The 25659-nt window shown below is 73.5% G+C and carries 19 protein-coding genes; 14 read left to right on the top strand and 5 right to left on the bottom strand.

What is annotated here, in order from left to right; translation table 11 throughout:
* The first annotated feature begins 112 nt into the window (after positions 1-112).
* Positions 113-1843, top strand: coding sequence for a fatty acyl-AMP ligase (locus tag J8403_RS12505; protein ID WP_246585820.1), 1731 nt, complete (start codon positions 113-115; stop codon positions 1841-1843).
* Positions 1840-2829, top strand: a complete 990-nt coding sequence (locus tag J8403_RS12500; protein ID WP_211123265.1) for a beta-ketoacyl-ACP synthase 3 — start codon at positions 1840-1842, stop codon at positions 2827-2829. The genes J8403_RS12505 and J8403_RS12500 overlap by 4 nt, the downstream gene beginning before the upstream one ends.
* Here J8403_RS12500 and J8403_RS12495 read toward each other — a convergent pair.
* Both J8403_RS12495 and J8403_RS12490 read right to left on the bottom strand, forming a co-directional pair.
* Positions 2816-3370, bottom strand: coding sequence for a DUF3995 domain-containing protein (locus J8403_RS12495; protein ID WP_211123264.1), 555 nt, complete (start codon positions 3368-3370; stop codon positions 2816-2818). The genes J8403_RS12500 and J8403_RS12495 overlap by 14 nt on opposite strands.
* Positions 3367-4623 carry a macrolide family glycosyltransferase gene (locus J8403_RS12490; RefSeq protein ID WP_211123263.1) on the bottom strand — a complete coding sequence of 419 codons (1257 nt, stop codon included), beginning with the start codon at positions 4621-4623 and terminating at the stop codon, positions 3367-3369. The genes J8403_RS12495 and J8403_RS12490 overlap by 4 nt, the downstream gene beginning before the upstream one ends.
* A 230-nt stretch (positions 4624-4853) precedes the next feature.
* Between J8403_RS12490 and J8403_RS12485 the strand changes: the two genes are divergently transcribed.
* Entirely contained in the window at positions 4854-6599 is a 1746-nt protein-coding gene (locus J8403_RS12485; RefSeq protein ID WP_211123262.1) for a bifunctional UDP-N-acetylglucosamine diphosphorylase/glucosamine-1-phosphate N-acetyltransferase GlmU, read from the top strand.
* Positions 6599-7366 carry a PIG-L deacetylase family protein gene (locus J8403_RS12480; protein ID WP_211123261.1) on the top strand — a complete coding sequence of 256 codons (768 nt, stop codon included), beginning with the start codon at positions 6599-6601 and terminating at the stop codon, positions 7364-7366. The genes J8403_RS12485 and J8403_RS12480 overlap by 1 nt, the downstream gene beginning before the upstream one ends.
* 85 nt (positions 7367-7451) lie before the next feature.
* On the opposite strand, the gene J8403_RS12475 is transcribed toward J8403_RS12480, so the two are convergent.
* Together J8403_RS12475 and J8403_RS12470 are read right to left on the bottom strand one after the other, a co-directional pair.
* Entirely contained in the window at positions 7452-9620 is a 2169-nt protein-coding gene (locus tag J8403_RS12475; protein ID WP_211123260.1) for an MMPL family transporter, read from the bottom strand.
* 346 nt (positions 9621-9966) lie between these two features.
* Positions 9967-10500, bottom strand: coding sequence for a hypothetical protein (locus tag J8403_RS12470; protein WP_211123259.1), 534 nt, complete (start codon positions 10498-10500; stop codon positions 9967-9969).
* A 146-nt stretch (positions 10501-10646) separates the two neighbouring features.
* On the opposite strand from J8403_RS12470, the gene J8403_RS12465 reads away from it, so the two are divergent.
* From J8403_RS12465 to J8403_RS12435, 7 genes are all read left to right on the top strand, one after another.
* Positions 10647-11804, top strand: coding sequence for an AAA family ATPase (locus J8403_RS12465; protein WP_211123258.1), 1158 nt, complete (start codon positions 10647-10649; stop codon positions 11802-11804).
* A gap of 46 nt (positions 11805-11850) precedes the next feature.
* Positions 11851-12174, top strand: a complete 324-nt coding sequence (locus tag J8403_RS12460; RefSeq protein ID WP_228054172.1) for a nucleotide pyrophosphohydrolase — start codon at positions 11851-11853, stop codon at positions 12172-12174.
* 359 nt (positions 12175-12533) lie between these two features.
* The gene (locus J8403_RS12455) at positions 12534-13019 is read left to right on the top strand and encodes a DUF6099 family protein (protein ID WP_211123257.1); all 486 of its coding nucleotides are present in this window, start codon (positions 12534-12536) and stop codon (positions 13017-13019) included.
* 18 nt (positions 13020-13037) lie between these two features.
* Positions 13038-13961 carry an LLM class F420-dependent oxidoreductase gene (locus J8403_RS12450; RefSeq protein ID WP_059141674.1) on the top strand — a complete coding sequence of 308 codons (924 nt, stop codon included), beginning with the start codon at positions 13038-13040 and terminating at the stop codon, positions 13959-13961.
* Positions 13962-13984: 23 nt separating this feature from the next.
* A complete protein-coding gene (mmuM, locus tag J8403_RS12445; protein WP_211123256.1) occupies positions 13985-14944 on the top strand; it encodes a homocysteine S-methyltransferase in 960 nt (319 codons plus the stop codon).
* A 33-nt stretch (positions 14945-14977) separates the two neighbouring features.
* The gene (locus J8403_RS12440; protein WP_211123255.1) at positions 14978-16630 is read left to right on the top strand and encodes a 3' terminal RNA ribose 2'-O-methyltransferase Hen1; all 1653 of its coding nucleotides are present in this window, start codon (positions 14978-14980) and stop codon (positions 16628-16630) included.
* On the top strand, positions 16627-19251 hold the full coding sequence (locus J8403_RS12435) for a polynucleotide kinase-phosphatase (RefSeq protein WP_211123254.1): 2625 nt from the start codon (positions 16627-16629) through the stop codon (positions 19249-19251). The genes J8403_RS12440 and J8403_RS12435 overlap by 4 nt, the downstream gene beginning before the upstream one ends.
* 182 nt (positions 19252-19433) lie before the next feature.
* On the opposite strand, the gene J8403_RS12430 is transcribed toward J8403_RS12435, so the two are convergent.
* The gene (locus J8403_RS12430) at positions 19434-20516 is read right to left on the bottom strand and encodes a GlxA family transcriptional regulator (protein ID WP_246585819.1); all 1083 of its coding nucleotides are present in this window, start codon (positions 20514-20516) and stop codon (positions 19434-19436) included.
* Positions 20517-20570: 54 nt separating this feature from the next.
* Between J8403_RS12430 and J8403_RS12425 the strand changes: the two genes are divergently transcribed.
* From J8403_RS12425 to J8403_RS12415, 3 genes are all read left to right on the top strand, one after another.
* A complete protein-coding gene (locus J8403_RS12425) occupies positions 20571-22100 on the top strand; it encodes an MFS transporter (RefSeq protein WP_211123253.1) in 1530 nt (509 codons plus the stop codon).
* Positions 22101-22185: 85 nt separating this feature from the next.
* Positions 22186-22917, top strand: a complete 732-nt coding sequence (locus J8403_RS12420) for a Crp/Fnr family transcriptional regulator (RefSeq protein WP_211123252.1) — start codon at positions 22186-22188, stop codon at positions 22915-22917.
* A gap of 425 nt (positions 22918-23342) precedes the next feature.
* On the top strand, positions 23343-25649 hold the full coding sequence (locus tag J8403_RS12415; protein WP_211123251.1) for a hypothetical protein: 2307 nt from the start codon (positions 23343-23345) through the stop codon (positions 25647-25649).
* Positions 25650-25659: the final 10 nt, after the last annotated feature.

Here is a 25659-nt window from a genome sequence, read left to right as displayed (position 1 = left end):
GGGAATTGTTACCGGGCGGTATTCCGTGATATTGGCAGCATGGTGATATCGCCCTTGAGGGGCCCGGGACCCCTGGCTATACAGGAGCCATCCACCGCTGAAAAGGATGGACATGACTTCTGTCGGCCATGCCCCCGAAAAGCTGATATCCCTGCCGGCCCTGCTCGCCCGGCGCGCCGCCGAAACCCCCGACGCCCTCGCCTACTGCTACCTCCGCAACGGCGAGGACCCGGACGAACGGGCCACCTACGCGGAACTCCAGCGCCAGGCCCTCGCGCGCGCGGCCGAACTCCGCCGCCGGGACATGCGCGGCCAAAGCGCCGTTCTGCTGTATCCCACCGGCCTCGAATTCGTCCGCGCCTGGCTCGGATGCGCCGCCGCCGGGGTCATGGGAGCGCCCGTACAGGTCCCCAGGAACGGCCAGGCGCTGCGCCGGCTGCGCTCCGTCGCCGACGACTCGGGCACCAACCTGGTCCTCACCACCGCGGAGACCCGCGACCGGCTGCTGGCGGACTTCCCGGACGCGCCCGAGCTGCGCGGCCTGGAACTGCTGGCCACCGACGCGTACCCGCAGGCGGCGACGGCCGGGGAGGCCCTGCCCGCCCCCGGACTCGACGACGTGGCGCTGCTCCAGTACACCTCCGGCTCCACCGGCACGCCCAAGGGCGTGATGGTCACCCACCGCAACTTCTGGCACAACGCGGCCGAGACCGACGCCCTGTGGCCCACCCGGGGCGGCACCGTCGTCTCCTGGCTCCCGCTCTTCCACGACATGGGGCTGCTGTTCGGCGTCGTCCTGCCCCTGTGGGCCGGCATCCCGTCCTACCTCATGGCCCCCGAGGCGTTCGTCCGCCGCCCGGCCCGCTGGCTGGAGGCCCTCTCCCGGTTCGGCGGCACCCACGCGGCGGCCCCCAACTTCGCCTACGACCTGTGCGTACGGGAGGCACGCCCCGCGCCGGGCTGCGACCTGTCCGCCTGGCGGGCGGCCGTCAACGGCGCCGAGCCGGTGCGGCTCCACACCATCCGGGCGTTCACCGAGGCGTTCACCCCCTACGGCCTGGACCCCCACGCGGTCTCGCCGGGATACGGACTCGCCGAACACACCCTCAAGATCAGCGGCAGCGGCCCCGGCGAACTGCCGCGGGCCCTCACCCTCGCGCCCGCCGATCTCGGCGAGGGACGGGTCACGGTGACCACGGACGCCGCCGCGATACCCGTGGTCAGCTGCGGCCGCACCATCGGCGACACCCGCGTGCGCATCGTGGACCCCGCCACCCACCGCGCGGCCGCCCCCGGCCGGGTGGGCGAGATCTGGGCCGCCGGCCCCTGCGTCGCGGCCGGGTACGCGGGCCGCGAGCGGGAGAGCGAGGAGACCTTCCGGGCCCGGATCGCCGGCGACGCCGACACCGGGGCGTTCCTGCGCACCGGCGACATCGGCTTCGTCCGCGACGGCGAGCTCTATGTCACCGGACGGCTCAAGGACCTCCTCGTCGTCAAGGGCCGCAACCACTACCCGCAGGATCTGGAGTACTCCGCCGAACGCAGCCACCCCGCGCTGCGCCCCGCCTCCGCGGCCGCCTTCGCCGTCGACAGGGGCGACCGGGAGGCCCTGGTCGTGGTGATCGAGGCGGACGGCCGGGCGCTGCGCGCGGCCGGTCACGACGTGCTCGTCAGCGCCGTGCGCGAGCGGGTGCGCAGCGACCACCGGCTGGAGGCCGAGGACGTCGTCGTCATCCGCCGCGGCACCCTCCCCAAGACGACCAGCGGAAAGGTGCGCCGCGGCACCTGCCGCCAGCAGTACGTGGACGGCACCCTCGTGCGCGTGGGCGGAGGTCCGTCATGACCGGACGTCAGGGGCGGGCGGGCGCGCGCATCCTGGGACTGGGCGGCTACCGCCCCGCCCGCACCGTGCCCAACGAGGAGCTGTGCGCGCGCCTGGACTCCTCCGACACCTGGATACGGCGCCGGTCGGGCATCGTCAGCCGGCGCTACGCCGGGCCGGACGAGACGGTGATCGCCATGGCCGCGCACGCCGGGGGCAAGGCGCTGGCCGACGCGGGCGTGGCCCCGGCCGACGTCGACACCGTGCTGCTGGCCTCGATGTCGTACCTGTACCAGAGCCCGGCGGCGGCGCCCCAGGTGGCCGCGGCCGTCGGCGCGCGGTCCGCCGCCGCCTTCGATGTGCACGTGGCCTGCGCGGGCTTCTGCTACGCCCTGGCCGTGGCGGACGGGCTCGTCCGCGCGGGCACCTCCCGCCGGGTGCTGGTGATCGGCTCCGAGCGGATGACCGACATCGTCGACCCGGACGACCGGGGGGCCGCCTTCCTCTTCGCGGACGGCGCGGGCGCGGTGCTGGTCGGCCCCGCCGACGAACCCGGGATCAGGTCCGTGGCCTGGGGGTCCGACGGGGACCGGCACGACCTCATCGCCCACCAGGAGCCCTGGACCGCCGCCCGGGACGCGGACCACCCCTGGCCGTACATGCGGATGGCCGGGTCCGAGGTGTTCCGCTGGGCGATCAGGGAGGTGCCGCGCACGGCGGCCGCCGCCCTGGGCCGGGCGGGCGTCACGGCGGAGCAGCTGGCCGCCTTCATCCCGCACCAGGCGAACCTGCGCATCACCGAGGCGGTGGCCAAGGCCCTGGACCTGCCGCCGCATGTCGTGGTCGCCGACGACATCACCTCCGCCGGAAACACCTCCGCCGCGTCCGTCCCGCTCGCCATGGAGGCCCTCAGGGACCGCGGGGCGCTGCCCTCGGGGGGACTGGCCCTGCTGGCGGGGTTCGGCGCGGGGCTCGCGCACGCCGCGCTGGTGGTCACTCTGCCGTGACGGGCCGCCCGGGCCGGGCCCCGCGGCCCAGCCACAGGGCGGTCAGGCCGTACAGGATCCCGCCGAGCACGAAGTAGGCGTCGACGCCGACCCCGGACCAGATGGTGTACGCGGAAGGGTGGGCGTCGCCGGTGATCTGCTCGTACGTCAGGCCGGTCAGACCGTGCGGCGCCAGCCCGGTGCCGCGCAGCGCCGTGTCCAGCAGCCCGGCGCCGCCGCGCACCGCCACCAGCGCGCAGCCGGTCCACAGGCAGCACAGCGCCGCCCACCGCGGGATCCGCCGCCCCCACGGCCGGGTCAGCGCCAGGGGCAGCACGATCCCCACCGCGAACATGACGGTGATGACCGCGCCCTGGATCCGGTCGCTGGTGCTGGTGGCGCGCGGCACCACCTCGGGAGCGTCGCCGAGCCCGAACCGGCCCCCGGCGAACCAGTACACATGCATCGCGGTGAAGACGACCGCCCAGACGAAGGCGGCCAGGGCGGCCCGGCGCGTCTGCCGCGCCGGCCCCGCCCCGGCGGCCGTTCCCGATCCGCTCACACGCCGGCCCGCGCGCGCCGCAGTACGCCCTCGACCGCGTCGGCCGCCCCGGAGGCGCCGCCCTCCGCGAGGATCTGCGCGCGCAGTTCCGCCAGCCGCCGGGGCACCTCGGGGTCGGCGGACACCCGCTCCACCGCCTCGCGCAGCTCCTCGCCGGTGACCCCTTCGAAGGGCACCCGTACGCCGATGCCCAGTTCCTCCGTCAGCCGGGCGTTCTCCAGCTGGTCGAACGCCATGGGCACCGCCACCAGGGGAACGCCGTACTGGATCGCCTCCATGGTGGAGCCCATGCCCGCATGCGTGATGAACGCCGCGGCCTCGGCCAGGACCTGGAGCTGGGGGACGTCCGGGTCCAGCTCGATGTGCGGGGGCAGCGGTCCGAAGTCCGCCGGGTCCAGATGCTTGCCGATCGACATCACCACATGCCACGGCGAGTCGGCGAACGCCTCCGCGCACTCGAAGAAGACCCGCTGCACCTGCGGGACCTCGGGCGCGATCGAGCCGAAGGCGATCAGCAGCACCGGCCGGCCGTCCGCGGGCCGCCGCCAGGGAACCTGGTGGTCCTGGTCGCGCACCACCGGGCCCACGAACGTGTAGGCGTCGCCGAGTTCGTCCGCGTCGGCCTGGAAGGCGCGCGGGATGGTGACCACATAGTGGTCGGCCCGTCCGACGTAGAGGAACTCCTCGATGGTCAGCTCCATCCCGCCCTCGTCCAGGAAGCGCTGGAACTCCGCCCGGTAGGCCAGCCACGCCGGGTCGTCCGCCACCGAGGCGTAGAACGGGGCCAGATCCCGCTCGTAGGTGTTGCTGGACACCCGGGTCGGGGAGAGCCGCACCGCCGGGACGCCCCAGCGCCTGGCCAGGATCTGGGCCGACAGCGCGGCGTAGTCGTAGAGGACGATATCGGGGCGGTCGTCCTCGAAGGCGGCGATCTGCTGCGGCAGCACCGCGACCGCCTCCCGCAGGAAGAGCGAGGACATCGCGATCACATCATGGATGGGGAACCGCTCGCCGCGGCTCGCGTCCGGGAAGGTCGACCGGTAGACGACCGGCTCGGCCCCGGTGGCCCGCACCGCCGCGGCACGCCCCTCGTCGATGGAGAAGCTGACCCGGTGGCCCCGCTTGACCAATTCCGTACAGAGCGCGAGATTCGGATTCACATGACCGTCCGCCGGGATGTTGAACATGGCGATGTGCAGCGGTCGCGCATTCTCCGGAATTCCCTCCGGAAGGCCCGGGCTGGAGACGTTCACGGATAACTCCTCTTCCGCCATCCGGACGCTTCAGATGGCCGGTTGACGTCATGTGGTGAATTCGATGCTAGGAAGGCCGGGCAGCACGGTCGAGCGTGCAGACAGCTTCCTGCCAAGGGCTCAGCGCATCCCTTGCGGGCCTGTCTGCTTCGCCCTTGTCTGAGACCTGCATCACGCTGTCCAAAAGGGAGTCCGGGCGGCCTGAGCAACCTCAGGAGGGGCTGATTGAGATGATTTCCCAGAAGATACTCGACGGTACAGAAGAATTGACTTCCGGGCCGGGGGAGGACCGGGAGGAGAACGCCCGGGAGCTGGCCGCCGTGGTGCTCGCCGCGGGGAACGGGGAGCGCATGGGACCCGGCCCGCAGAAGGTGCTGCGCGAGGTCGGCGGCCGGGCCATGCTCGGCCATGTCCTCGACGCCGTGGCCGAACTCGCGCCGCGGCGCACGGTCGTGGTCACCGGACACCAGCGCGCGGCCGTCGAGGAATACCTCGCCGCCCATGGCACGGGCGCCGCGGCAGCGCCGGAGACCGCCGTCCAGGAGCATCAGGGCGGCTACGGCCAGGCCCTGCTCGCCGCCGTGGACCGCCTCCCGGACTTCACCGGGACCATCCTGGTGAGCTGCGGGGACGCGCCGCTGCTCACCGGGCCCACGCTGGCCCGGCTGGTCGCCGACCACGAGAAGGCGGGCAACGCCATGACCCTGCTGTCCGGCCGCCTGCCGGACACCGTCGGCTACAGCCTGGTACTGCGGTCCGAGGTGGGGGAGTACGAGGCGCTGCTGCCGCCGGACCGGGGCGACCGCCGTGAACCCGGCGACGGACCGGCCGGCGGACGGCTGCGCGAAGTGGGGGCGGGGGTCTACGCGTTCGAGGCCACGGCCCTGCGCGCGGCCTTCGACGACCTGCTGGCCGGCGGGCACACCACCGGCGAGTACCTGGCCACCGTGCTCGACTACTTCACCGCGCACGACCTGCGCATCGGCATCACCGTCGCGGAGGACCCGGACGACATCCTGGGCGCCAACGACCAGGTCCAGCTGGCCCGGGTGCGGGCCGTCCTGCGCGACCGGATCAACCGCTGGTGGCTGGCGGCCGGGGTCGACATCGCCGACCCGGGGACGGCCTGGATCGACGTCGGCGCCAGGCTGGCGGCCGGGGCGGTGGTGCTCACCAACACCCGGGTGCTCGGCGCCAGTTCGGTGGCGGCCGGTGCGGTGATCGGCCCGGACAGCGAGGTGCGGGACTCCGCCGTGGGCGAGGGGGCGCTGGTGGAGCGGTCCACCGTGACCGGCTCGGACCTCGGCGCGGGCGCCCGGGTGCGGGCCTACTCGACCGTGTTCCGGTCCGAGGTCGGTGCCGACGCCCAGGTCAACAGCTCGGTGCTGGAGAAGGCGGTCCTGGGGGCGTCGGCGCAGGTCGGTCCGTACGCCTATGTGCGCCCCGACACCCGGCTCGACAAGGGCGCCAAGGTCGGCACGTTCGTGGAGATCAAGAACTCCACGCTGGGCGCCGGGGCCAAGGTCCCGCATCTGTCGTACATCGGCGACGCGGACATCGGCGAGGGGAGCAACATCGGCGGCCTGTCCGGCTTCGCCAACTACGACGGCCGGAAGAAGTACCGCTCCGTCGTGGGCCGCAACGTCCGCATCGGTGGCCAGAACGGGCTCATCGCACCGGTCACTGTGGGCGACGGGGTCTATTCGGGGGCCCGCGCGCTGATCGCCGAGGACGTCCCGCCGGGCGCGCTCGTCATCTCCGAGGGGTCCCTCAAACAACGCAACATCCCCGGCTGGGTGCAGAAGAACCGGCCCGGCTCCGCGTCGGCGATCGCCGCCGCCCTGGCCCAGGGCGAGACCGGGGAGCTGGAGACGGCCGACGGCGCCCGTCAGCAGGTCCCCCGTACCCCGCAGGCGCCGGAGTCCCCCGCCGCGAACGAACCGTCCACCACCGATGACGAACGGTCCACGTCCTGATGCCCTCCCACATCCTCGTCGTCTCCCCGCACCTGGACGACGCCGTGCTGTCCGCCGGCAGCCGCATCCACCACCTGGCCTCCGAAGGCGCGCAGGTCACGGTCTTCACCCTGTTCGCGGGCATCCCGCCGCTGCCGTACTCACCCATCGCCGAGTACTTCCACTACACCTGGGGCCTGGAGACCGAGCCGATGGAGCACCGGCGGGAGGAGGACCGCAAGGCCCTGGCCCGGCTGGGCGCCACCCCCGTCCACGGCGAGTTCCTCGACGCCGTCTACCGGCGGCTGCCCGACGGCGGCTGGCTCATCGACGTCGACGGCCCGATGGTGCAGGGCAGCGACGCCGCCGAACCCCAGCTCTGTGACCTGCTCACGCGCACCGTGGCCGAGCTGGCCGAGCGGACCCGGCCCGAACTGGTGCTGACCAGCGCGGCGGTCGGCAACCACATCGACCACCGGCGCACCCGCGACGCGGTGGTCACCGCGCTCGCCGGGAAGGTCCCGGTGCGGTGCTGGGAGGACCTTCCGTACGGACTGCGGGGCAGTGACATCCCGCCGCTCCCGGACGAGCGGGCCCTGCTGGACCCGGTGGGCGAGACCGCCGGGGACGCCTCCTGGTCCGCCAAGTACGAGGCGATCGAGAGCTACCGCTCGCAGCACTCCATGCTCTGGCCGCCGGACGCGGACTTCCGGGACCTGTTCGATGCCCATGCGAAGGGCCACGGCGGCGGGGACCCGGCCGAGTTGTTCTGGCCGGTCGGCCCCTGATCCGCCGCACCCCCCACCGGTGGCCCTCCGCGACGATGTCGCGAAGGGCCACCGGGCCGTTCGGGCGTCCGAGGGGACCGTCAGGTCACACCCGTACGGTCTCGCCCGCCGCATCGGGCTCCTCGGCCCGCCCGGGGCCGGAGACGCCGGGCGTGTCGGGGGAGTCGTAGCGGTGGTTGGGCCACCACGCCTTGGAGCCGAGCATCGAGGTCACCGTCGGCACCAGCAGCAGCGCCATGATGAACGCGGTGAGCAGGATGCCGAAGGCCACGGCGAAGCCCATCTGCTGGAGCATGGTGTTGCTGGCCAGCATCAGCACACCGAAGGTGCCCGCCAGGATGATGGCGGCCGAACCGATCGTCGGCGCCGACTGGGCCACCGCGAGCCGGGCCGCCTCGGCCGGTGTCTTGCCCTTGCGGACCTCCTCCCGCAGCCGGGCCACCATGAGGATGTTGTAGTCCGTGCCGATCGCCACCACGAAGAGATAGACGATGATCGGCAGCATGAAGAGCAGACCGTGCTCGCCCCGGACGTTCTGGAACAGCCAGACCGTGGAACCCAGGGTCGCGGCGAAGCCGAGGCCGACGGCGAGCATCAGATACAGCGGCGCCACCACGCTGCGCAGCAGCAGGCCGAGGATCACCATGATGGCCAGGCCCGCGACCGGGAACACCAGCCGGTAGTCGTGGTTGACCGCGTCCTCGATATCGGCCAGCACCGCGGTCGACCCGCCCACCAGGGCCTTGGAGCCCTCGGGCGCGGAGCCGTGCGCGGTGTCCCGCAGCTCCCCGGCCACCAGCTCGATGGCCTTCTCGGAGGCGGGCCGGTACTCGAGCACCACGCTGAACTGGGCCACGTCGCCCTTGGGGTTGAGCACGGCGGGGGAGACCTCGCCGACGCCCTCGACCGCCTTCAGCTTCTGCCGGAACCCGGTCAGCGCCGCGGGGTCCAGCTTGTCCCCGCCGCCGGACTGGACGTACACCAGGCTCGGGTCGGACTCGCCGGCCGAGAAGCTCTTCTGCAGCTCCGCCATGGCCTGGACGGACTCCAGGTCCTTGGGGAGCGAACTGTCGGTGTCGAATTCGGCCTTGAAGCCGAGTGCGCCCACCGCGAGGGCGGCCAGCACACCGGCGGACACCGCGGCGATCAGCCCGGGACGGCGCGACACCATGGAGCCGACGCCGTTGGCGAGCCGGTTGCGGGGGGCCTTCTTCCACGCCTTGGACGGCCAGAACGCCTTCGTTCCCAGCAGCGAGAACACCGCGGGCACCAGGGTGAGGGCCGCCACGAGCGTCACCGCCACGGAGATCGCCAGCGAGGGCCCCATGGCGCGCATGCTGCCCATCGTCGACAGCACCAGGGCGAGGAAGGCCACGATGACCGCGCCGGCCGCCGAGGCGATGGTCTCGCCGACCCGGGAGACCGCGTCGACCAGGGCCTCCTTGGGCTGCTGGCCCTGGCGGAGGTGTTCGCGGTAGCGGAACAGCAGGAACAGCATGTAGTCCGTGCCGACGCCGAACAGCACCACGATCAGGATCGCGGAGACGCCGCTGTCGGCCTCGAGTCCGAACCAGTCGCTGGCGGTGGCGATCAGACCCTGGGCCATGATGAACATCACCAGGATCATCAGCACGGGCATCAGCGCGATGAGCGGACTGCGGAAGATGGCGCCGAGCAACACGATGATCAGGACCAAGGTGGCCATCATGATCATGGCGTCGGTGTCACCCTCGGACTCGGTGGCATCGAGGCCGGAAGCCGCCGGACCGGTCACATCGACCTTCAGCGAGGTGCCCTGCAGCAGCTTGTCGCGGTCCGCGCGCAGGTCCTTGATCGACTGCTGGGTGCCCTCGTCGTAGAGGTCCTTCTTGGTCGAGTAGATGTTGGCCAGCGCCATCTTGCCGTCCTTGGAGACGGCCTCGGGCGTGGTCACCACGGACTTGAAGGTCTTGTACTTCTTGTCCTGGAACCCCGTGGTCGCCTTGGTGACGGCGGCCTTGTCGGCCGCGGAGAGCTTTCCGCCGTCCGACCGCTGGTAGACCAGGATGGCGGCCGCGCTCTCCTGCTGCGGGAACGCCTGCTCCTGGATCTTGGAGACCCGCACCGATTCGTAGTGCGACGGGAGGAAGTCGGCCTGGTCGGTGCTGGACTTCAGCGGTGGGGCCAGGATGGCCAGGCCGACCGCCGCGATGACCCACAACGCGACGACCAGCCATGGACGGTGGACGGAAAACCGTCCTATTCGCCCGAACATGACGCTCCTTAGGGATTTAAGGTTCCAGTAAAGGGCACGCTAGGACAGCTGTTCAGGCCGCGCCATGTGTCCCCGTGGAAATCGGCCTGGGGGCTGAGGGCGGCTCCGCCAAAGGGTTTAGGGGAGCGGCCCGCGTATCAGCATCCGTGCTGATGGCGCCTCTCGGGCCCCGGGCCGACGGCCACCGTCCGAGTCTCCGGTGCGGGTGTGCGGTCGGGCCGTGAAGTGGTGCGGACTGACATGTTGCTGACAAAATTGCGCTGCGCGGCGGCCCGGCCCGGCCACCCCGCCTCCCACGCCGACCGCTTCCTGACAAGCCCCCGCCGCGTCCCGTCGAGGCGCCGCGCTACGCCTCGTGGAGGGCCGTCTTCGCGGCCTCGACGAAGTCCGTGAGGGCCTGCCAGAACGGGCGGAAGGCGTCGTGGAAGCGCTGCGGCGCCTCCGGCTCGCCGGAGCGCATCGCGCCCAGGGCGCGGTGGAACGGGCCGGTGGCCTTCTGCAGCGCGTTCGCGGCGGCGGCCGCGGCGGCCGGGCCCTCCAGCTCGACCACGCGCACACAGCGGCGCAGCTTGCCGTACTCGTCGCGTTCGCGCTCGGCGAGTTCGTCCAACTCCTCCTGGAGGGCGGGGCGGCGTCCCGCCTCGGCGGCTCGCTGGACTGCGGCGATCTCCCAGTACAACTCGCCGATGCTGTGGGTCTGTTCGATCAGATCGAGATACGCGCTGCGCCTGCTGTCGCGCAGCCGCTCGGCGCGCTGGGCGAGCACCGCGGTGTCCGCCTGGATCCGGGCGGCCCGGGTGTTGCCGCGGCTGGTGACCCAGCTGGCCAGGACGGCGGTGCCGCCGGTGAGGGCCGCGATCCAGAAGGTGCTGTCAGCCATGGCCCCCCATCCCGTCCTCAACTCCCCGAACTCCGGCCATCCGCCGCCCCTTGGTCATCATGGACCACCGCGGCTATCCCCCGATGGTAGGAAGATACGGAAGGCGTAACGGTTCAGCGGTATGTGCCAGAGATATGTTCCGCAGCATGAGCGCATCCGGGCTCCTGCCCGCCAGGACCGAACTGCGGCCCGTGGTCTCCGAGTTGAGGCTGTCGGCCTTCAAGACCCACCGCCGCGCCGCCTTCTCGCTGGGCCCGCTGACCCTGATCTCCGGTCCCAGCGGCAGCGGTAAGTCCGGGGTGCTGGAGGCGTACGCGGCGCTCGCGCGGCTCGCGGGCGGCGCCCGGCTCGCGGAGGTGTTCCGCGATCCGGCCGCGTACATCCCGCGCCGGGCGCGGCCGGACCGGCAGGGGCGGCGCGGGTTCCGGATCGGCTGCACCGTGGACGGCCCGGTCGGGCCCGTACAGCTCGACGTCGCCGTGCAGGCCGAGCCCGAACTGCGCATCGTGGGCGAGCGGATGACGGGGGCGGGGGAGACGCTGCTGGAGACGGCGCTGCGCGACCCGGGGCGGCGCTGTGTGCAGGCCGCGTGGCATACGGCGGGAGCGGTCGCGGTGACCCGCGCCCCGCTGCCCGACGACCGGCTGGCGACCTCGCTGCTGCCGCTGCGGGTCGCGGGCACGACGGAGGGGCAGCGGCTCGCGCTGGCCGCCGCCGAGCAGGTGGTCATCGCGCTGCGCTCGGTCTTCCCCTGCGATCCGCGGCCGGAGCGGATGCGCGCGCCGGCGGTGCCGAGGGACGGGCGGCTGCGCGGCTGCTGCGAGAACCTGGCGGCGGTGCTGCGGCGGACCAGCCGGGAGTGCGGCACGCGCCATGCGGCGCTGGTCGCGGCGGTCCGCGCGGGGTGCGTCGGACCGGTGGAGGGCCTGGTCACCGAGGGGCACGCGGACGGGGTGGTGCGGGCCCTGGTCGAGCAGGGGGAGCTCGGCGCGATGCCCGTGGAGCGGCTGGGCGACGGCGAGCTGCGGTATCTCGCGCTCGCGCTGGTGCTGCTGACCGGGCCCGGTGTGCTGGCCGTGGACCCGGCGGCCGATGTGCTCCCCGCGCGGCAGGTTCTCACCGTGCTGGCCGACGGCTTCGACCGGTGTCTGGACCGGCGGCAGGCGCGGGAGCTCCTGGGGGTGGCGGCCCGGATGTGCGCACGGGGGCACATCCGGCTCGTGGGGACGGTGGGGGACGTGACGGGGGCGGTCGGAGGCGCCCCCGTCACGGTGGTAGACCTGGGGCGTGAGCGAGTCCTATGAGAGCGAGCGACGAGCGGGCGGCCGCACCGGCGGCCGGACCGACGGCCTGGATGTGGCGGCGCTGCAGCGCAGGCTGGCCGCCTTCGCGGCGGCGCGCGACTGGCAGCAGTACCACACCCCCAAGAACCTCGCGGCGGCCCTGAGCGTCGAGGCGTCGGAGCTGGTGGAGATCTTCCAGTGGCTGACGCCGGAGCAGTCGGCGCGGGTGATGGAGGACGAGGGCAAGGCGGCCCGGGTCGAGGACGAGGTCGCCGATGTGCTGGCGTATCTGCTCCAGTTCTGCGAGGTACTGGGGATCGACGCGCTCGCGGCGCTCTCGGCGAAGATCGACCGGAACGAGGGGCGGTTTCCGGTGAACGGAGGGCGCTGACCGCGGGCGGGGCTGGCCGCGAACGGGGGCGCTGATCGTGGACGGGCGCTGGGCCGCGAACGGGTGCTGATCGTGGACGGGCGCCGGTCGCGAACGGGTGCTTTGGCGGTGAATGGGGGGTCTGGCGGTGAACGGGGGACTATGACGGTGAACGGGCGCTCTGGCGGTGAACCGTTGTCTCGGATGGCCCGCGGGCCCTTCAACCCTCCCCTTCGTCACTCTCCGTAGTGAAAAAGTTATCCACACCGCAACTGTTGTCAACAGATTCCTGAATTCCCCTAGCTTTTCGGCCTGTTAGTTATCACTCTGGGTAGTGGAGGAGTGACGGGCTCGGAAGTCCGTTGAGAGGGGTGCGGGGAATGGACGCGATGCGGCTGATCGGTGTCACCCGGCACGCCCTGGCGAAGGCCGGGGGCGTGCACGACATCGTGGCCGAGGCCTGGCAGGTTCAAGCGCTGGCCGAGGCGGTCGGCGGATATTTCGTGGTGAGTGGCCCGGCGGCCGCGCGAGCGGAGGCGCGCGGTCTGTGCGAGGCGGGCGGGCGGGCGCGCGGCGCCCTGTTCCACCCGGCGCTGCACCACCCCACGCTGCGCGGCGGCGGTTTACGGGCCGCTCAGCTCTCGGAGGTGCGCGATCCGAGAGAGGTGCTGATGGCGCTGGGGGATCTGCTCGCGGAGGCGGGGTTCGCGCTGGTCGGCGTCGCCTCCAATACGGAGGAGGAGGCGCTGTACTGGCAGTGCGTGGAGGCGATCGACGCGGCGGACGAGGCCCGGGACCGGGTGCATGGGATGCTCCGGCATCTCACGTTCCGCGAGTGGGGCGGAGAGTGGGGTGGTGCCGCATGAAGAGGCAGGATGGGTGCCATGGATCTTCGCATCTTCACCGAGCCCCAGCAGGGCGCGACCTACGACACCCTGCTCACCGTCGCCAAGGCCACCGAGGACCTGGGCTTCGACGCCTTTTTCCGGTCCGACCACTATCTGCGCATGGGAAGCGGGGACGGCCTCCCGGGCCCCTCCGACGCCTGGATCACCCTGGCCGGGCTGGCCCGCGAGACCCGGCGGATCCGGCTGGGCACGCTGATGACCGCCGCCACCTTCCGGCTGCCCGGCGTGCTGGCGATCCAGGTCGCGCAGGTCGACCAGATGTCGGGTGGACGAGTCGAGCTGGGCCTGGGCGCGGGCTGGTTCGAGGAGGAGCACCGGGCCTATGGGATCCCCTTCCCCAAGGAAAAGTTCGCCCGGCTGGAGGAGCAGCTGGCCATCGTCACCGGGCTGTGGCAGACCCCGGTCGGCGAGACCTTCGGCTATGACGGTGCCCACTACCAGCTGGTGGACTCCCCGGCGCTGCCCAAGCCGGCCCAGAGCAAGGTGCCGGTGCTGATCGGCGGCCAGGGGGCGACCCGCACGCCGCGGCTGGCCGCCCAGTACGCGGACGAGTTCAATATGCCGTTCGCCTCGGTCGAGGACAGTGAGCGCCAGTTCGGCCGGGTGCGGGACGCGGCCGAGGCCGCCGGCCGCAAGGGCGACGACCTGGTGTACTCCAACGCGCTGGTGGCGTGTGTGGGCAAGGACGACGCCGAGGTCGCCCGGCGGGCCGCGGCGATCGGCCGTGAGGTCGAGGAGCTGAAGGAGAACGGGCTGGCGGGCTCCCCGGCCGAGGTGGTCGACAAGATCGGCCGCTATGCGCAGGCGGGCGCCTCCCGGATGTACCTCCAGATGCTGGACCTCCAGGACCTCGACCACCTGGAGCTGATTTCCTCACAGGTCCAGGCCCAGCTGGGCTGAGCGCACCACCAGGAGCACCCGTGATGTCCGTATCCCGCACGCCCTTGGCCACCGCGTTGGAGCGCGGACCGCTCGTCCTCGACGGCGGGCTGTCCAACCAGCTGGAGGCACAGGGCTGCGACCTCTCCGACGAGCTGTGGTCGGCCCGGCTGCTGGCCGATGACCCGGAGCGGATCGAGGCGGCCCACACTGCCTACGCACGGGCGGGCGCACGGGTGCTCATCACCAGCAGCTATCAGGCCACCTACGAGGGCTTCGCACACCGGGGCGTGGGCCACGAGGAGGCCACGGCGCTGCTCAGGCGCAGTGTCGAGCTGGCGCGCTCGGGGGCCGAGCGGGCGGCCGCCGAGCGTGCGACGGCGGGCGACCGGGCCATGGGCGGTGACCGGGCACCGGAGCCGGTGTGGGTCGCCGCCTCCGTCGGGCCCTACGGGGCGATGCTGGCGGACGGCAGCGAGTACCGCGGGCGGTACGGACTGAGCGTGGCCGAGCTGACGCGGTTCCACCGGCCGAGGATCGAGGCGCTGGCCGCGGCCGGGCCCGACGCGCTGGCGCTGGAGACGGTGCCGGACGCCGATGAGGCCGCGGCGCTGCTGAGTGCCGTCGAGGGATGCGGGGTGCCGGTATGGCTCTCCTACAGCATCGCGGGGGAGACCACCCGGGCCGGGCAGCCCCTGAGGGACGCGTTCGCCCTGGCCGCGGGGGTCGACCAGGTGATCGCGGTGGGCGTCAACTGCTGTGAGCCGGGCGACGCGGACCGTGCCGTGGAGATCGCGGCCGACACCACCGGCAAGCCGGTGGTGGTCTATCCGAACAGCGGAGAGGAGTGGGATGCCACGGCACGGAGCTGGCGCGGCCGGGCGACCTTCGACCCGGGGCGGGTGCGGGCATGGCGGGACGCGGGGGCGCGGCTCATCGGCGGCTGCTGCCGGGTGGGCCCGGAGCGGATCGCGGAGCTGGCCGCCGTGGTGAGAAACCATTAGGTGAGAAACGGGCACCGGGCGATACTCGGACGGGTGTTCTTGACGATAACCACCACCGGCACCGCCGAGCGCCCCGCGACCGACCTCGGGTTTCTGCTGCACAAGCACCCCGACAAGGCGCAGCGGTTCTCGACCTCCTACGGCACGGCGCATGGTCTCTATCCCGAGGCGAACGCCGAACGCTGCACCGCGGCGCTGCTGTTGGAAGTGGATCCCGTGGCGCTGGTGCGGCGGGGCCGCGGCAAGGGACGGGGCGGCGCCCCCGACTCGGCGCTCGCGCAGTACGTCAACGACCGTCCGTATGCCGCCTCCTCACTGCTGGCGGTCGCGCTGAGCGCGGTCTTCTCCAGTGCGCTCAGGGGCCAGTGCAAGGCCCGGCCCGAGCTGCCGGAGCGGGCGCTGCCACTGCGGATCGAGGTGCCCGCGCTGCCCGCCCGCGGCGGCGCCGCCCTGGTCGAGCGGCTCTTCGCACCGCTGGGCTGGGCGGTGACGGCCGAGCCGGTGGCGCTGGACGAGGAGTTCCCGCGCTGGGGCGATTCGCGGTACGTACGGCTGGTGCTGGAGGGCGAGCTGCGGCTGGCGGACGCCCTGCGCCATCTGTATGTGCTGCTGCCCGTGCTCGACGACGCCAAGCACTACTGGGTCGCCCCGGACGAGGTGGAAAAGCTGCTGCGCTCCGGTGAGGGCTGGCTGGAGCGCCACCCCGAACAGCGGCTGATCACCAATCGCTATCTGGCCCGGCGCTGGTCGCTGACGCGCAGTGCGCTGGAGCGGCTGGAGCTGGCACGGCTCGCCGAGGCCGACGACACCGAGGCGGAGGAGATCGACAACGCCATCGACAGCGCCGCCGACAGCGCCATCGGTGAACCGGCGGCCGAGCCGCTGGAGGAGGGCGACGGCGAGGAGGGTTCCGGGCAGCGGCCGGTGCCGCTGGCGGTACGGCGGCGGGAGGCGATACTCGACGCCCTGCGCGGGGCCGGGGCCGCCAGGGTGCTCGATCTGGGCTGTGGCCAGGGCCAGTTGCTGGGCGCGCTGCTGAAGGAGACGCGGTTCACCGAGATCGTGGGTGTCGATGTGTCGATGCGCGCGCTCAACGAGGCGGCCCGGAGGCTGCGGCTGGACCGTCCGGGGCCGGACCGTCCGGGACTGGATCGTCCGGGACTGGACCGTCCGGGACTGGACACCGGCTCGGCCGGGCGCCAGTCGTCGGCCCGGCTGAAGCTCACCCAGGGTGCGCTCACCTACACCGACTCCCGGCTCGCCGGATATGACGCGGCGGTGCTCAGCGAGGTGATCGAGCATGTGGATCCGCCCCGGCTGCCCGCCCTGGAACACGCGGTGTTCGGCGCCGCACGGCCCAAGGCCGTCGTGGTGACCACGCCCAACGTGGAGTACAACGTGCGCTGGGAGACCCTGCCCGCCGGGCGGATGCGCCACGGCGACCACCGCTTCGAGTGGACGCGCGAGGAGTTCCGGGCCTGGGCGGAACAGGTCGCCGAGCGGCATGGCTACGCGGTGGAGTTCCGCCCCGTCGGCCCCGAGGACCCCGAGGTCGGCCCGCCCACCCAGCTCGCGCTCTTCCGCCTGGCCGCCGAGGGCGGCGACGACGGCACGGACAGCCGGCGCGGCGACACCACCGCGATCACGACGAACGCGAAGAACACGACGAAGGAGGCAGCGGCATGACCGAGGAGAAGCGCCCGATCGGCGTGCCCGACCTGTCCCTCGTGGTGCTCGTCGGCACCACCGGATCCGGCAAGTCCACCTTCGCCCGTCACCACTTCCTGCCCACCCAGATCGTCTCCTCCGACGTCTGCCGCGGGCTGGTCGCCGACGACGAGAACGACCAGAGCGCCACTCCCGACGCCTTCGACGTGCTGCACTACATCGTGGGCAAGCGGCTGGCCGCCGGGCGGCTGACCGTCGTCGACGCCACCAACGTCCGCGGCGAGTCCCGCCGCAGTCTGATCGCGCTCGCCCGCGAGCATGACGTCCTGCCCGTGGCGATCGTCCTCGACGTCCCCGAGGGCGAGTGCGCCCGGCGCAACGCCCGGCGGCCCGTCCGCGCCGGAATGCCCGACCATGTCATCCCCCGCCAGCGCCGTGAGCTGCGCCGCTCCCTGAAGTCCCTGGAGCGCGAGGGGTTCCGCAAGGTGCATCTCCTGCGCGGTGTCGAGGAGGTGGAGGCCGCGGAGGTCGTCACCGAGCGCCGCTACAACGATCTGCGCCACCTCACCGGCCCGTTCGACATCATCGGCGACATCCACGGCTGCCGCTCCGAGCTGGAGACCCTGCTGGGCAAGCTGGGTTACGCCCTGCGCCGCGACGAGTCCGGCCGCCCGGTCCACGCCGCCCACCCCGAAGGCCGTACGGCGGTCTTCGTGGGCGACCTCGTCGACCGCGGCCCCGACAGCCCCGGGGTGCTGCGCCTGGTGATGGGCATGGTCGCCTCCGGCGCGGCCCTGTGCGTGCCCGGCAACCACGAGAACAAGCTCGGCCGCTATCTCAAGGGCCGCAAGGTGCGGGTCACCCATGGCCTGGCCGAGACCGTGGAGCAGCTGGACCGGGAACACACCGCGGACCCGGACTTCGTCGAGCGGGTGCGGGCGTTCATCGAGTCGCTGGTCAGCCACTACGTACTGGACGGCGGGGCGCTGGTGGTGTGTCACGCCGGGCTGCCCGAGAAGTACCACGGCCGCACCTCCGGCCGGGTCCGTTCGCACGCGCTCTACGGGGAGACGACCGGGGAGACCGATGAGTTCGGGCTGCCGGTGCGCTATCCCTGGGCCGAGGACTACCGCGGCCGGGCCGCCGTCGTCTACGGCCACACCCCCACCCCCCGCGCCTCCTGGCTCAACAACACCATCTGCCTCGACACCGGCTGTGTCTTCGGCGGCCGGATGACCGCGCTGCGCTGGCCGGAGCGCGAGCTGGTGGACGTCCCGGCCGAGCGGATCTGGTACGAACCGGTCAAACCGCTGACCACCGAGGCCTCCGGGGGCGCCGACGGCCGCCCGCTCGACCTGGCCGATGTGCGGGGCCGCCGTATCGTCGAGACCCGCCATATGGGCCGGATCGCGGTCAAGGAGGAGAACGCGGCGGCCGCGCTGGAGGTCATGAGCCGGTTCGCGGTCGACCCCCGGCTGCTCGGCTATCTCCCGCCCACCATGGCGCCGACCGCCACCTCCAAGGAGGGGACCGGCGGCGGAGCGGCCGACGGAGGCTTCCTCGAACACCCGGCGGAGGCGTTCGCCGCCTACCGCGCGGACGGGGTGCGCCAGGTGATCTGCGAGGAGAAGCACATGGGCTCCCGCGCGGTGGCGCTGGTCTGTCGCGACGCGGACCTCGCACGGGAGCGCTTCGGCGCGCCGGACGGCGCCTCCGGCACGATCCACACCCGCACCGGACGGCCGTTCTTCGACGACGTCCAGCTCACCGAGACCGTGCTGCGCGCGCTGCGCCGCTCCATCGACGGCGCCGGGCTGTGGCAGGAGCTGGACGCCGACTGGCTGTTGCTGGACGCCGAGTTGATGCCGTGGTCGCTCAAGGCCGAGGGGCTGCTGCGCAACCAGTACGCGGCGGTGGGCGCCGCCTCCCGTGCCGTCTTCCCCGGCGTGCTCGCGGCGCTGGAGGGGGCGGAGGCGCGCGGTGTCGAGGTGGCTGCCCTCCTCGGCAAGCAGCGGGAACGGGCGTCGGACGCGGCCGCGTTCACCGACGCCTACCGGCGCTACTGCTGGCCGGTCGACGGGCCGGACGGCATCCGCATGGCGCCGTTCCAGATCCTGGCCGTCCAGGGCCGAAACCTCGCCACCGCGCTGCCCCATGATCAGCAGCTCGCGCTGATCGACCGGATGATCGAGGCCGAGAAGCCGGCCGCCGACGGCCACGGCGCCCGGCTGCTGGCCCCCACCCGGCGGTTGATCGTCGACACCGAGGACGAGGCGTCGGTCGCCGAGGGCGTGCGGTGGTGGCTGGACCTGACCGCGGCCGGCGGCGAGGGCATGGTGGTCAAGCCCCTCCAGGGCTTCGTCCGCAAGGGCGACGGCCGGCTGGTCCAGCCGGGCGTGAAGTGCCGGGGCCGCGAGTATCTGCGGATCATCTACGGCCCGGAGTACACCCGCCCGGAGAACCTGGACCGGCTGCGGGTGCGCCATCTCGGCCACAAGCGCTCGCTGGCCCTGCGGGAGTACGCGCTCGGGCTGGAGGCGCTGGACCGGCTGGCGGAGGGGGAGCCGCTGTGGCGGGTCCATGAGGCGGTGTTCGCGGTGCTGGCGTTGGAGTCGGAGCCGGTGGATCCGCGGTTGTAGCGACCGGGACCGGGACCGGGGCCGGGGCCGGGACCGGGGCCGGGGCCGGGACCGGGGCCGGGGTCGGGGGCCGGGGGGACCGGGGGCCGGGGGCGGGTGAGCGGTGGGTCGTGACGCCTGCGGCGGGCTCTTCCCCGCCCCGCCCCTTCCCTCAACTGGGGCTCCGCCCCAGACCCCGCTCCTCAATCGCCGGAGGGGCTGGAAGGTGGCCGCTGGAGGGGCTGGAAGGTGGCCGCCGGAGGGGGCTGGGAGGTGGCCGTCGGAGGGGCTGGAAGGTAGGTCTCCCGGGCCCGGAACGCGCGGCGGTAGTCGTGCGGTGGCACCCCCACCGCCCGGGTGAAGTGGCGGCGCAGATTGGCCGCCGTGCCAAGACCGCACAGCTCCGCGATCCGGTCCACCGGCAGATCGCCGCCCTCCAGCAGCTCCCGGGCGCGCGCGATCCGCTGGCCCTGCAGCCATCGCAGCGGCGTCGTGCCCGTGGCGGCGTGGAAGCGGCGGACCAGGGTGCGCGGGCTGGTGTGGGCGCGGCGGGCGAGGTCGGCGACGGCCAGCGGTTCGTGCAGCCGCTCGGCGGCCCAGTGCAGCAGCGGGGCGAGCGAGTCGTCGGTGCGCTCCGGCAGCGGCGCCTCGATGTACTGGGCCTGGCCGCCGGGCCGATGGGCGGGCGCGACGAGCTGCCGGGCCAGGGTGTTGGCCGCCTCGGTGCCGTAGTCCTCGCGCACCAGATGCAGACAGACGTCGATGCAGGCCGTGGAGCCCGCCCCGGTCAGCACATCGCCGTGGTCGACGTAGAGCACGGACGGATCGAGCCGTACGGCCGGATAGCGCTCGGCGAACAGCGCGGCGTACATCCAGTGGGTGGCCGCCGTACGGCCGTCGAGAAGTCCGGTCGCGGCGAGGGTGAACGCGCCCGAGCACAGCGACACGATGCGGGCGCCGCGCCCATGGGCCTCACGCAGCGCGGCGATCAGCTCCTCGGGGGGATCGCCGCGCACATCGGCCGAGGCCGGGACGATCACCGTGTCCGCGGCGATCAGTTCCTCGGTGCCGTACGGGGTGTGGGCGGCGAACCATGAGCGGGTGGCGACCGGGTCGCCGGCCTCCGCACCGCCCGGTCCGATCGCACAGACCCGCAGCTCGTACCAGGGGTCGGGGAGCCCGGGGCGATCGGTGCCGAAGACATGGCAGGGCACCGCCAGGTCGAAGATCGGCATGCCGGGGGTGACGGCGAGGGCTATGGACCGCATGGCAGAAATGTAGCGCATGCTGTCACTCCTGCCACTCGCTCCGTCGTGCCCCGGGGCCGAGGCTGGATGGGCATGACGACCCCTTCCTCGAAGGCCCAGGGGAGCGGTGTGCCCGCGGCCGCCCCCGATGCGGCCCCCGCCACCGCCCCCGGCCGCCGGCGCTGGCTGATCCTCGCCGTCGCGTCGGCGGCCCAGTTCCTCGCCGTGCTCGACATGATCGCGGTCAACATCGCCTTCCCCGCGATCGGCGCGGACTTCCGCTCGGCGTCCACCGCCGAGCTGTCCTGGGTGCTCAACGCCTACACCATCGTGCTCGCGGCGCTGCTGGTCCCGGCCGGCCGGCTGGCCGACGCGATCGGCGGGCGGCGCTCGTTCCTGACCGGCATCGCGCTGTTCGGGTTCGCCTCGGTCGCCTGTGGCGCCGCCCCCGGGCTCGGCACGCTGATCGCGGCGCGTGTGGTGCAGGGCGTGGCGGCGGCCGTGCTGGTGCCCACCTCCCTCTCGCTCGCCCTGCCCGCCTTCCCGCCGCGCGAACGGGCCACGGCGGTCGGTGTCTGGACGGCGGTGAGCGCGGTCGCGGCGAGTGCGGGGCCGGTGGCGGGCGGGCTGCTGGCCGCCTTCGACTGGCGCTGGATCTTCCTCGTCAATCCGCCCGTGGTGCTCCTGGCGTGGGTGGCCGGGCTGCGGCTGCTGCCGCGCACCGGCCCCGTCCGCACCGGCCCCGTCCGCACCGGCCCCGTCCGCACCGGCCCCGGCCCCGGTGAGCGCCGCCGCCTCGATCCGCTGGGCACGCTGCTCGTCCTGCTCGGCACCGGGTCCCTCACCACCGCCTGCGTCGAGGCCGCGGACTGGGGCTACGGCGCCCCGGCCACCCTCGGCTTCCTCGCCGTCGGCCTGGTCATGGGCGCGCTGGCCGTGGCGCACGTACGCCGTCATCCGGATCCGGTGGTGGACCCCGCGATGTTCCGGACCCGTGCCTTCACCGCCGCCACGCTCGGGCTGCTCAGCTACTTCCTCGCCTACGCCGCCTCGATCCTCGCCGCGACCCTGCTGTTCACCGGGGCATGGGGCTGGTCCTCGGCCCGGGCGGGCCTTGCCGTCACACCCTGGCCGCTCACCGTCCTGGTGGTGTCGATGCTGTCGGGACGGATCGTCAAGACGCTGGGGGAGCGCACCACGGCCGTCGTCGGCGGGCTGTGCTTCGCCGCGGGGCCGGTGTGGTGGCTGCTCCTCGCGGGCGGCGACGGTGCGCACTACGCCGTGCAGTTCATGCCCGGGCTGGTGCTCACCGGGATCGGCGCGGGGCTCTACCAGCCGGTGATGTTCTCGGCCGCCGGACTGCTTCCGGCCCGTCAGCTGTCCCTCGGCTCCGGGGTGCTCATGATGTCCCGGCAGGGCGGCTCGGCCCTGGGCGTCGCGGCGCTGGTCATGATCACCGGCGGCGCCGCGCGGCCGGGGCTGGACGCGTTGCGCGCCGGATGGGTCTTCACGGCGGTGACCGCCGCGCTCGCGGCCGTCGCGGGTGCCGCTGTGCGTACGGGAGTTCGGGCCGATCCCGGGGAGAACGGCGGATCCGGCACCGACCCGCTACGGCACCATTGACGTGCCCGTGCCAGCTGCCTAGCGTGCTGACCGGTCCCTGGGTTCTCCGCAGGCCTGACGACGACGAGCTGAGCGGGGAGGGCGGATGAGTCTTTTCGAGGACGGACGGCCCTTCCTGCACGCGCTCCCGGCCGAGGACCGGCGCGCACTGCTCGCCCTCGGCACCCCCCGGGTCTACGCCCCCGGCGAGGTCGTGCTGCGCGAACACGACCGTACGACCTTCGTCGTCGCGATCACCTCCGGCTGGGCCACCATCTCGGTGGAGACCGAGCGCGGCGTGCGGCTGATCCTCGCGCTGCGCGGAGCGGGCGAGGTCGTGGGCGACCAGGCCGCGGTGGACCACGGCTCGCGCAGCGCCACCGTCACCGCGCTCGGCCGGATGGAGGCGGTGGTGGTCTCCGGCGACCGGTTCCGGGCCTATCTGGCGGCGCGTCCCATCGCGACCGTGCTGATCATGCGTCAGTTCAGCTCCCGGCTGCGCAGCTCCGACGGGGAGCGGCGCTCACTCGCCTCGGAGAAGGTGCTGCAGCGGCTGGCGGCCCGGCTCGTCGAACTCGCCGAGCGCACCGGCCACCCCGCCGCCGACGGGGCGATCACCGTCGACCTGCCGCTGCCCCAGCACGACATCGCGGCCGCGGTGGGCTCGACCCGGGAGGCGGTCGCCAAGGCGCTGCGGCTGCTGCGCGGCCAGGGCGTCGTCCGGACCGCCTCGCGCCGCTTCGTGGTGATGGACATCGGACTGCTGCGGCTGCTGGCCGAGGGACGGGCGACCGGGGAGCACATCCCGGCGCGCCCTGCGGCCGACCCTCGCGACTGAGTCCGCGGGGAACACGTCCCGGCGCGCCCTGCGGCCGACCCTCGCGACTGAGTCCGCGGGGAACACGTCCCGGCGCGCCCTGCGGCCGACCCTCGCGACTGAGTCCGCGGGGAACACGTCCCGGCGCGCCCCGCGACCGACCCCCGCGACTGAGCCCACGACCGAGCGCGGGCGCGCACTTCCCACGCGTTCTCCGCGACTGTGTAAACGGCTACAGCCGCCCCGCCGTTCCCCGGCGACCCTGGAGTGGCACAAAGGGCGCGGGACCGTGAGCGACGGGGGTGCGCACGGCCCAGTGCCCCGCACCGGAGAAGGGCGGCGGGGCGGGCAGGGGGAGAAACCCCGCCGCCCGCTTCGGGCATTCACCGGCACTCCCTCACCACCACGGCGGGGATCGGGGGCCATGGCATGAAGGACGGCGGGCGATGAGCGCAGCGGAAGACGTCGGCGCCCCGGCGGAGTCGCGGGGACGACGGCTGGACATCCCCAAGAGCGACCCGCTGGACGGGGCGGGCCAGCCGGGCGGCGCCCGCACGGCGCGCGAGGCGCGCGCCCATCTGCATATCCCCGTCGGGCCCGCCCGGCTGTGCGCCGAACCGGCGCCGTATCCCCTCCCCGAAGGCCCGGTGCCCCGCGAGGAGTTGGACCGGCTGCGGCGGCTCTACCGGGCCGTCCCCGGCTATGCGGCGATGCGCGACCATCTGCGGCGCACCGGCCTGCTGGCGCTGTGCGGCGAACCCGGCACCGGCCGCGCCTGGACCGGGCTCGCCCTCCTCGCCGAGCTGTCCGAGCTGGCCGACGGCGGGGTCTCCCGACTGGGGGCTGGCGTCCCGCATGGGCTCGGCATCCCGTACGGTGCCGGGCTCTCGTACGGGCTCGGCATCCCGTACGGGCCTGGCACCCTGCTCGGGGCCGGCATCCCGTACGGATCCGGCGCCACGCATGAGTCCGGTATCCCGTACGGATCCGGCGCCACGCATGAGTCCGGCAACCCGCTCGGTCCCGCCATCCCACACAGCCCCGGCATCCCGTACGGGCTCGGCACCCCCCATGACCCCATCCTCCCGCTCGCGTCCGGCATCCCCCACGGGACCTCCGGCGTGGAGAAGACCGAGCGGGGCCACGGCTATCTCCTCGAACTCCCCGCCGACCAGGCGGACTTCGCGGTCGAAGCGCTGCTCGACCGGCTGCGCGCCCACTTCGCCGGGCATGAGGCGTTCTGCGTCGTCCTGGTCGCGGGCGGCCCGGCCGCCGACCGGCTGCTGCGCGGCCGCCGCCACGCCGTGCCGTACGAGCCCCCGGCCGCCGCCGACGTCCTCGACCGCCACCTCACCGAGTTGCTCGCCGACCGCCCCACCGGGCTGCTGGAGACGGCCCACGCCACCGCCCGGCGCCCCGAACTGGTCGAGGCGCTCGGGCTGGACGAGCCGCGGCCCGGCGAGGCCGCCCGGCTCGCGGACCTGCTGGCCGCGCACGCCGAGGGCAGGCTGTCCGAGGAGCGGCTGCTGGAGCACTGCCGGTCGTTCGCCCCGGACCAGGCCCGTGCGTGGTTCCTGGAGGCCGGGCGCCCCGGCACCCTGCCCACCGCGCTGCCCGCGCTGCGCGCCGCCGCGCTGCGGATCGCGCTCGCCGTCTTCAACGGCTCGGCGCACAGCCTCATGGCGGAGGCCGCCGAACTGCTGGCCTGGGAACTGGCCGTCACGCTCGATCCGCAGTACGCGCCGGGCCGCCCCCTGTTCACCGCCCGCCCCGGGGCCTCGCTCGCCACGGCGCGCGCGGTCCACGGCGACGGGGTGGAGGACCTCGGGGAGGCGTCGGTGCCGGTGCGCGCGGTGTGGTTCGAAGGGCGGCGGCTGGCGCCCGCCGTGCTCCATGAGTCCTGGGACGCCCACCACAACCTCCGCGGCCCGATGGCCCGTTGGCTGCGCGGGCTGTGCGACGATCCGCGCCCTCAGGTGTGGGTGCGCGCGGCGGTCGCCGCGGGCGTGCTGTGCGCCCGCGACTACCTCTACGGCCTGGTCGAGCTGGCGCTGCCGCTGGCCCGTACCGACAGCCCGGTGCAGCGGATGGCGGCGGCCACCGCACTCGCCGAGGCGTCCCGCGCCCCGGAGGTGCGCCCCGCCGTGAACGGGCTGCTGCGGGACTGGGCGCGCGGCGACGACGAGCGGGAGCGCGAGACCGCCGCGCTCGCCCACGGCTACGGCCTGGCGGCGGGCTCCGTCGTGGCGTCCCTGGAGGAACTGGGCCGGATCGCCTGCGCCGACGAGGGCCGCACCACCTCCTACGGCGTGCTGCGGCTGCTGGCCGGGACCGAGCCGGAGACCGTACTGACCGCGCTCACCCGCTGGCTGCGCGACACCCGGCGGCCCCGCCGGGACCTGGCGCTGCTCACGGTGTTGCGCGCGGTCACCACCCGCACCTCGCATCTGTGGGGCCTGTGCGAGGTGCCGGAGCTGGAGCCGTACGCCGCCTGGCCGCTGGCCACGGCGGTGCTGGCGGCCCATCCGGAGTGCGCGCCGCGGCTGGCCGAGCTGCTGCGGGCCGCGCTGACCTGGGCCAGATCGGCCGGGGCGGCCGAGGACGCGCTGGTCGGCTGGATCCGGCGGGCGGCCGGCGACGAGCGGCAACTGACGGTGTTGTGCGGCTTTCTGCCCCGGCTGGCGCAGGACGGCGACGAGCCGCTGGACGCCGCGGCGGCCACGCGGATACGGGAGGTGCTGGAGGCGCTGTGAGGAGAGGGAC

Source organism: Streptomyces yatensis (genome assembly GCF_018069625.1).
Lineage (GTDB): Bacteria > Actinomycetota > Actinomycetes > Streptomycetales > Streptomycetaceae > Streptomyces > Streptomyces yatensis.
This window is presented reverse-complemented; position numbering and strand designations above follow the sequence as displayed.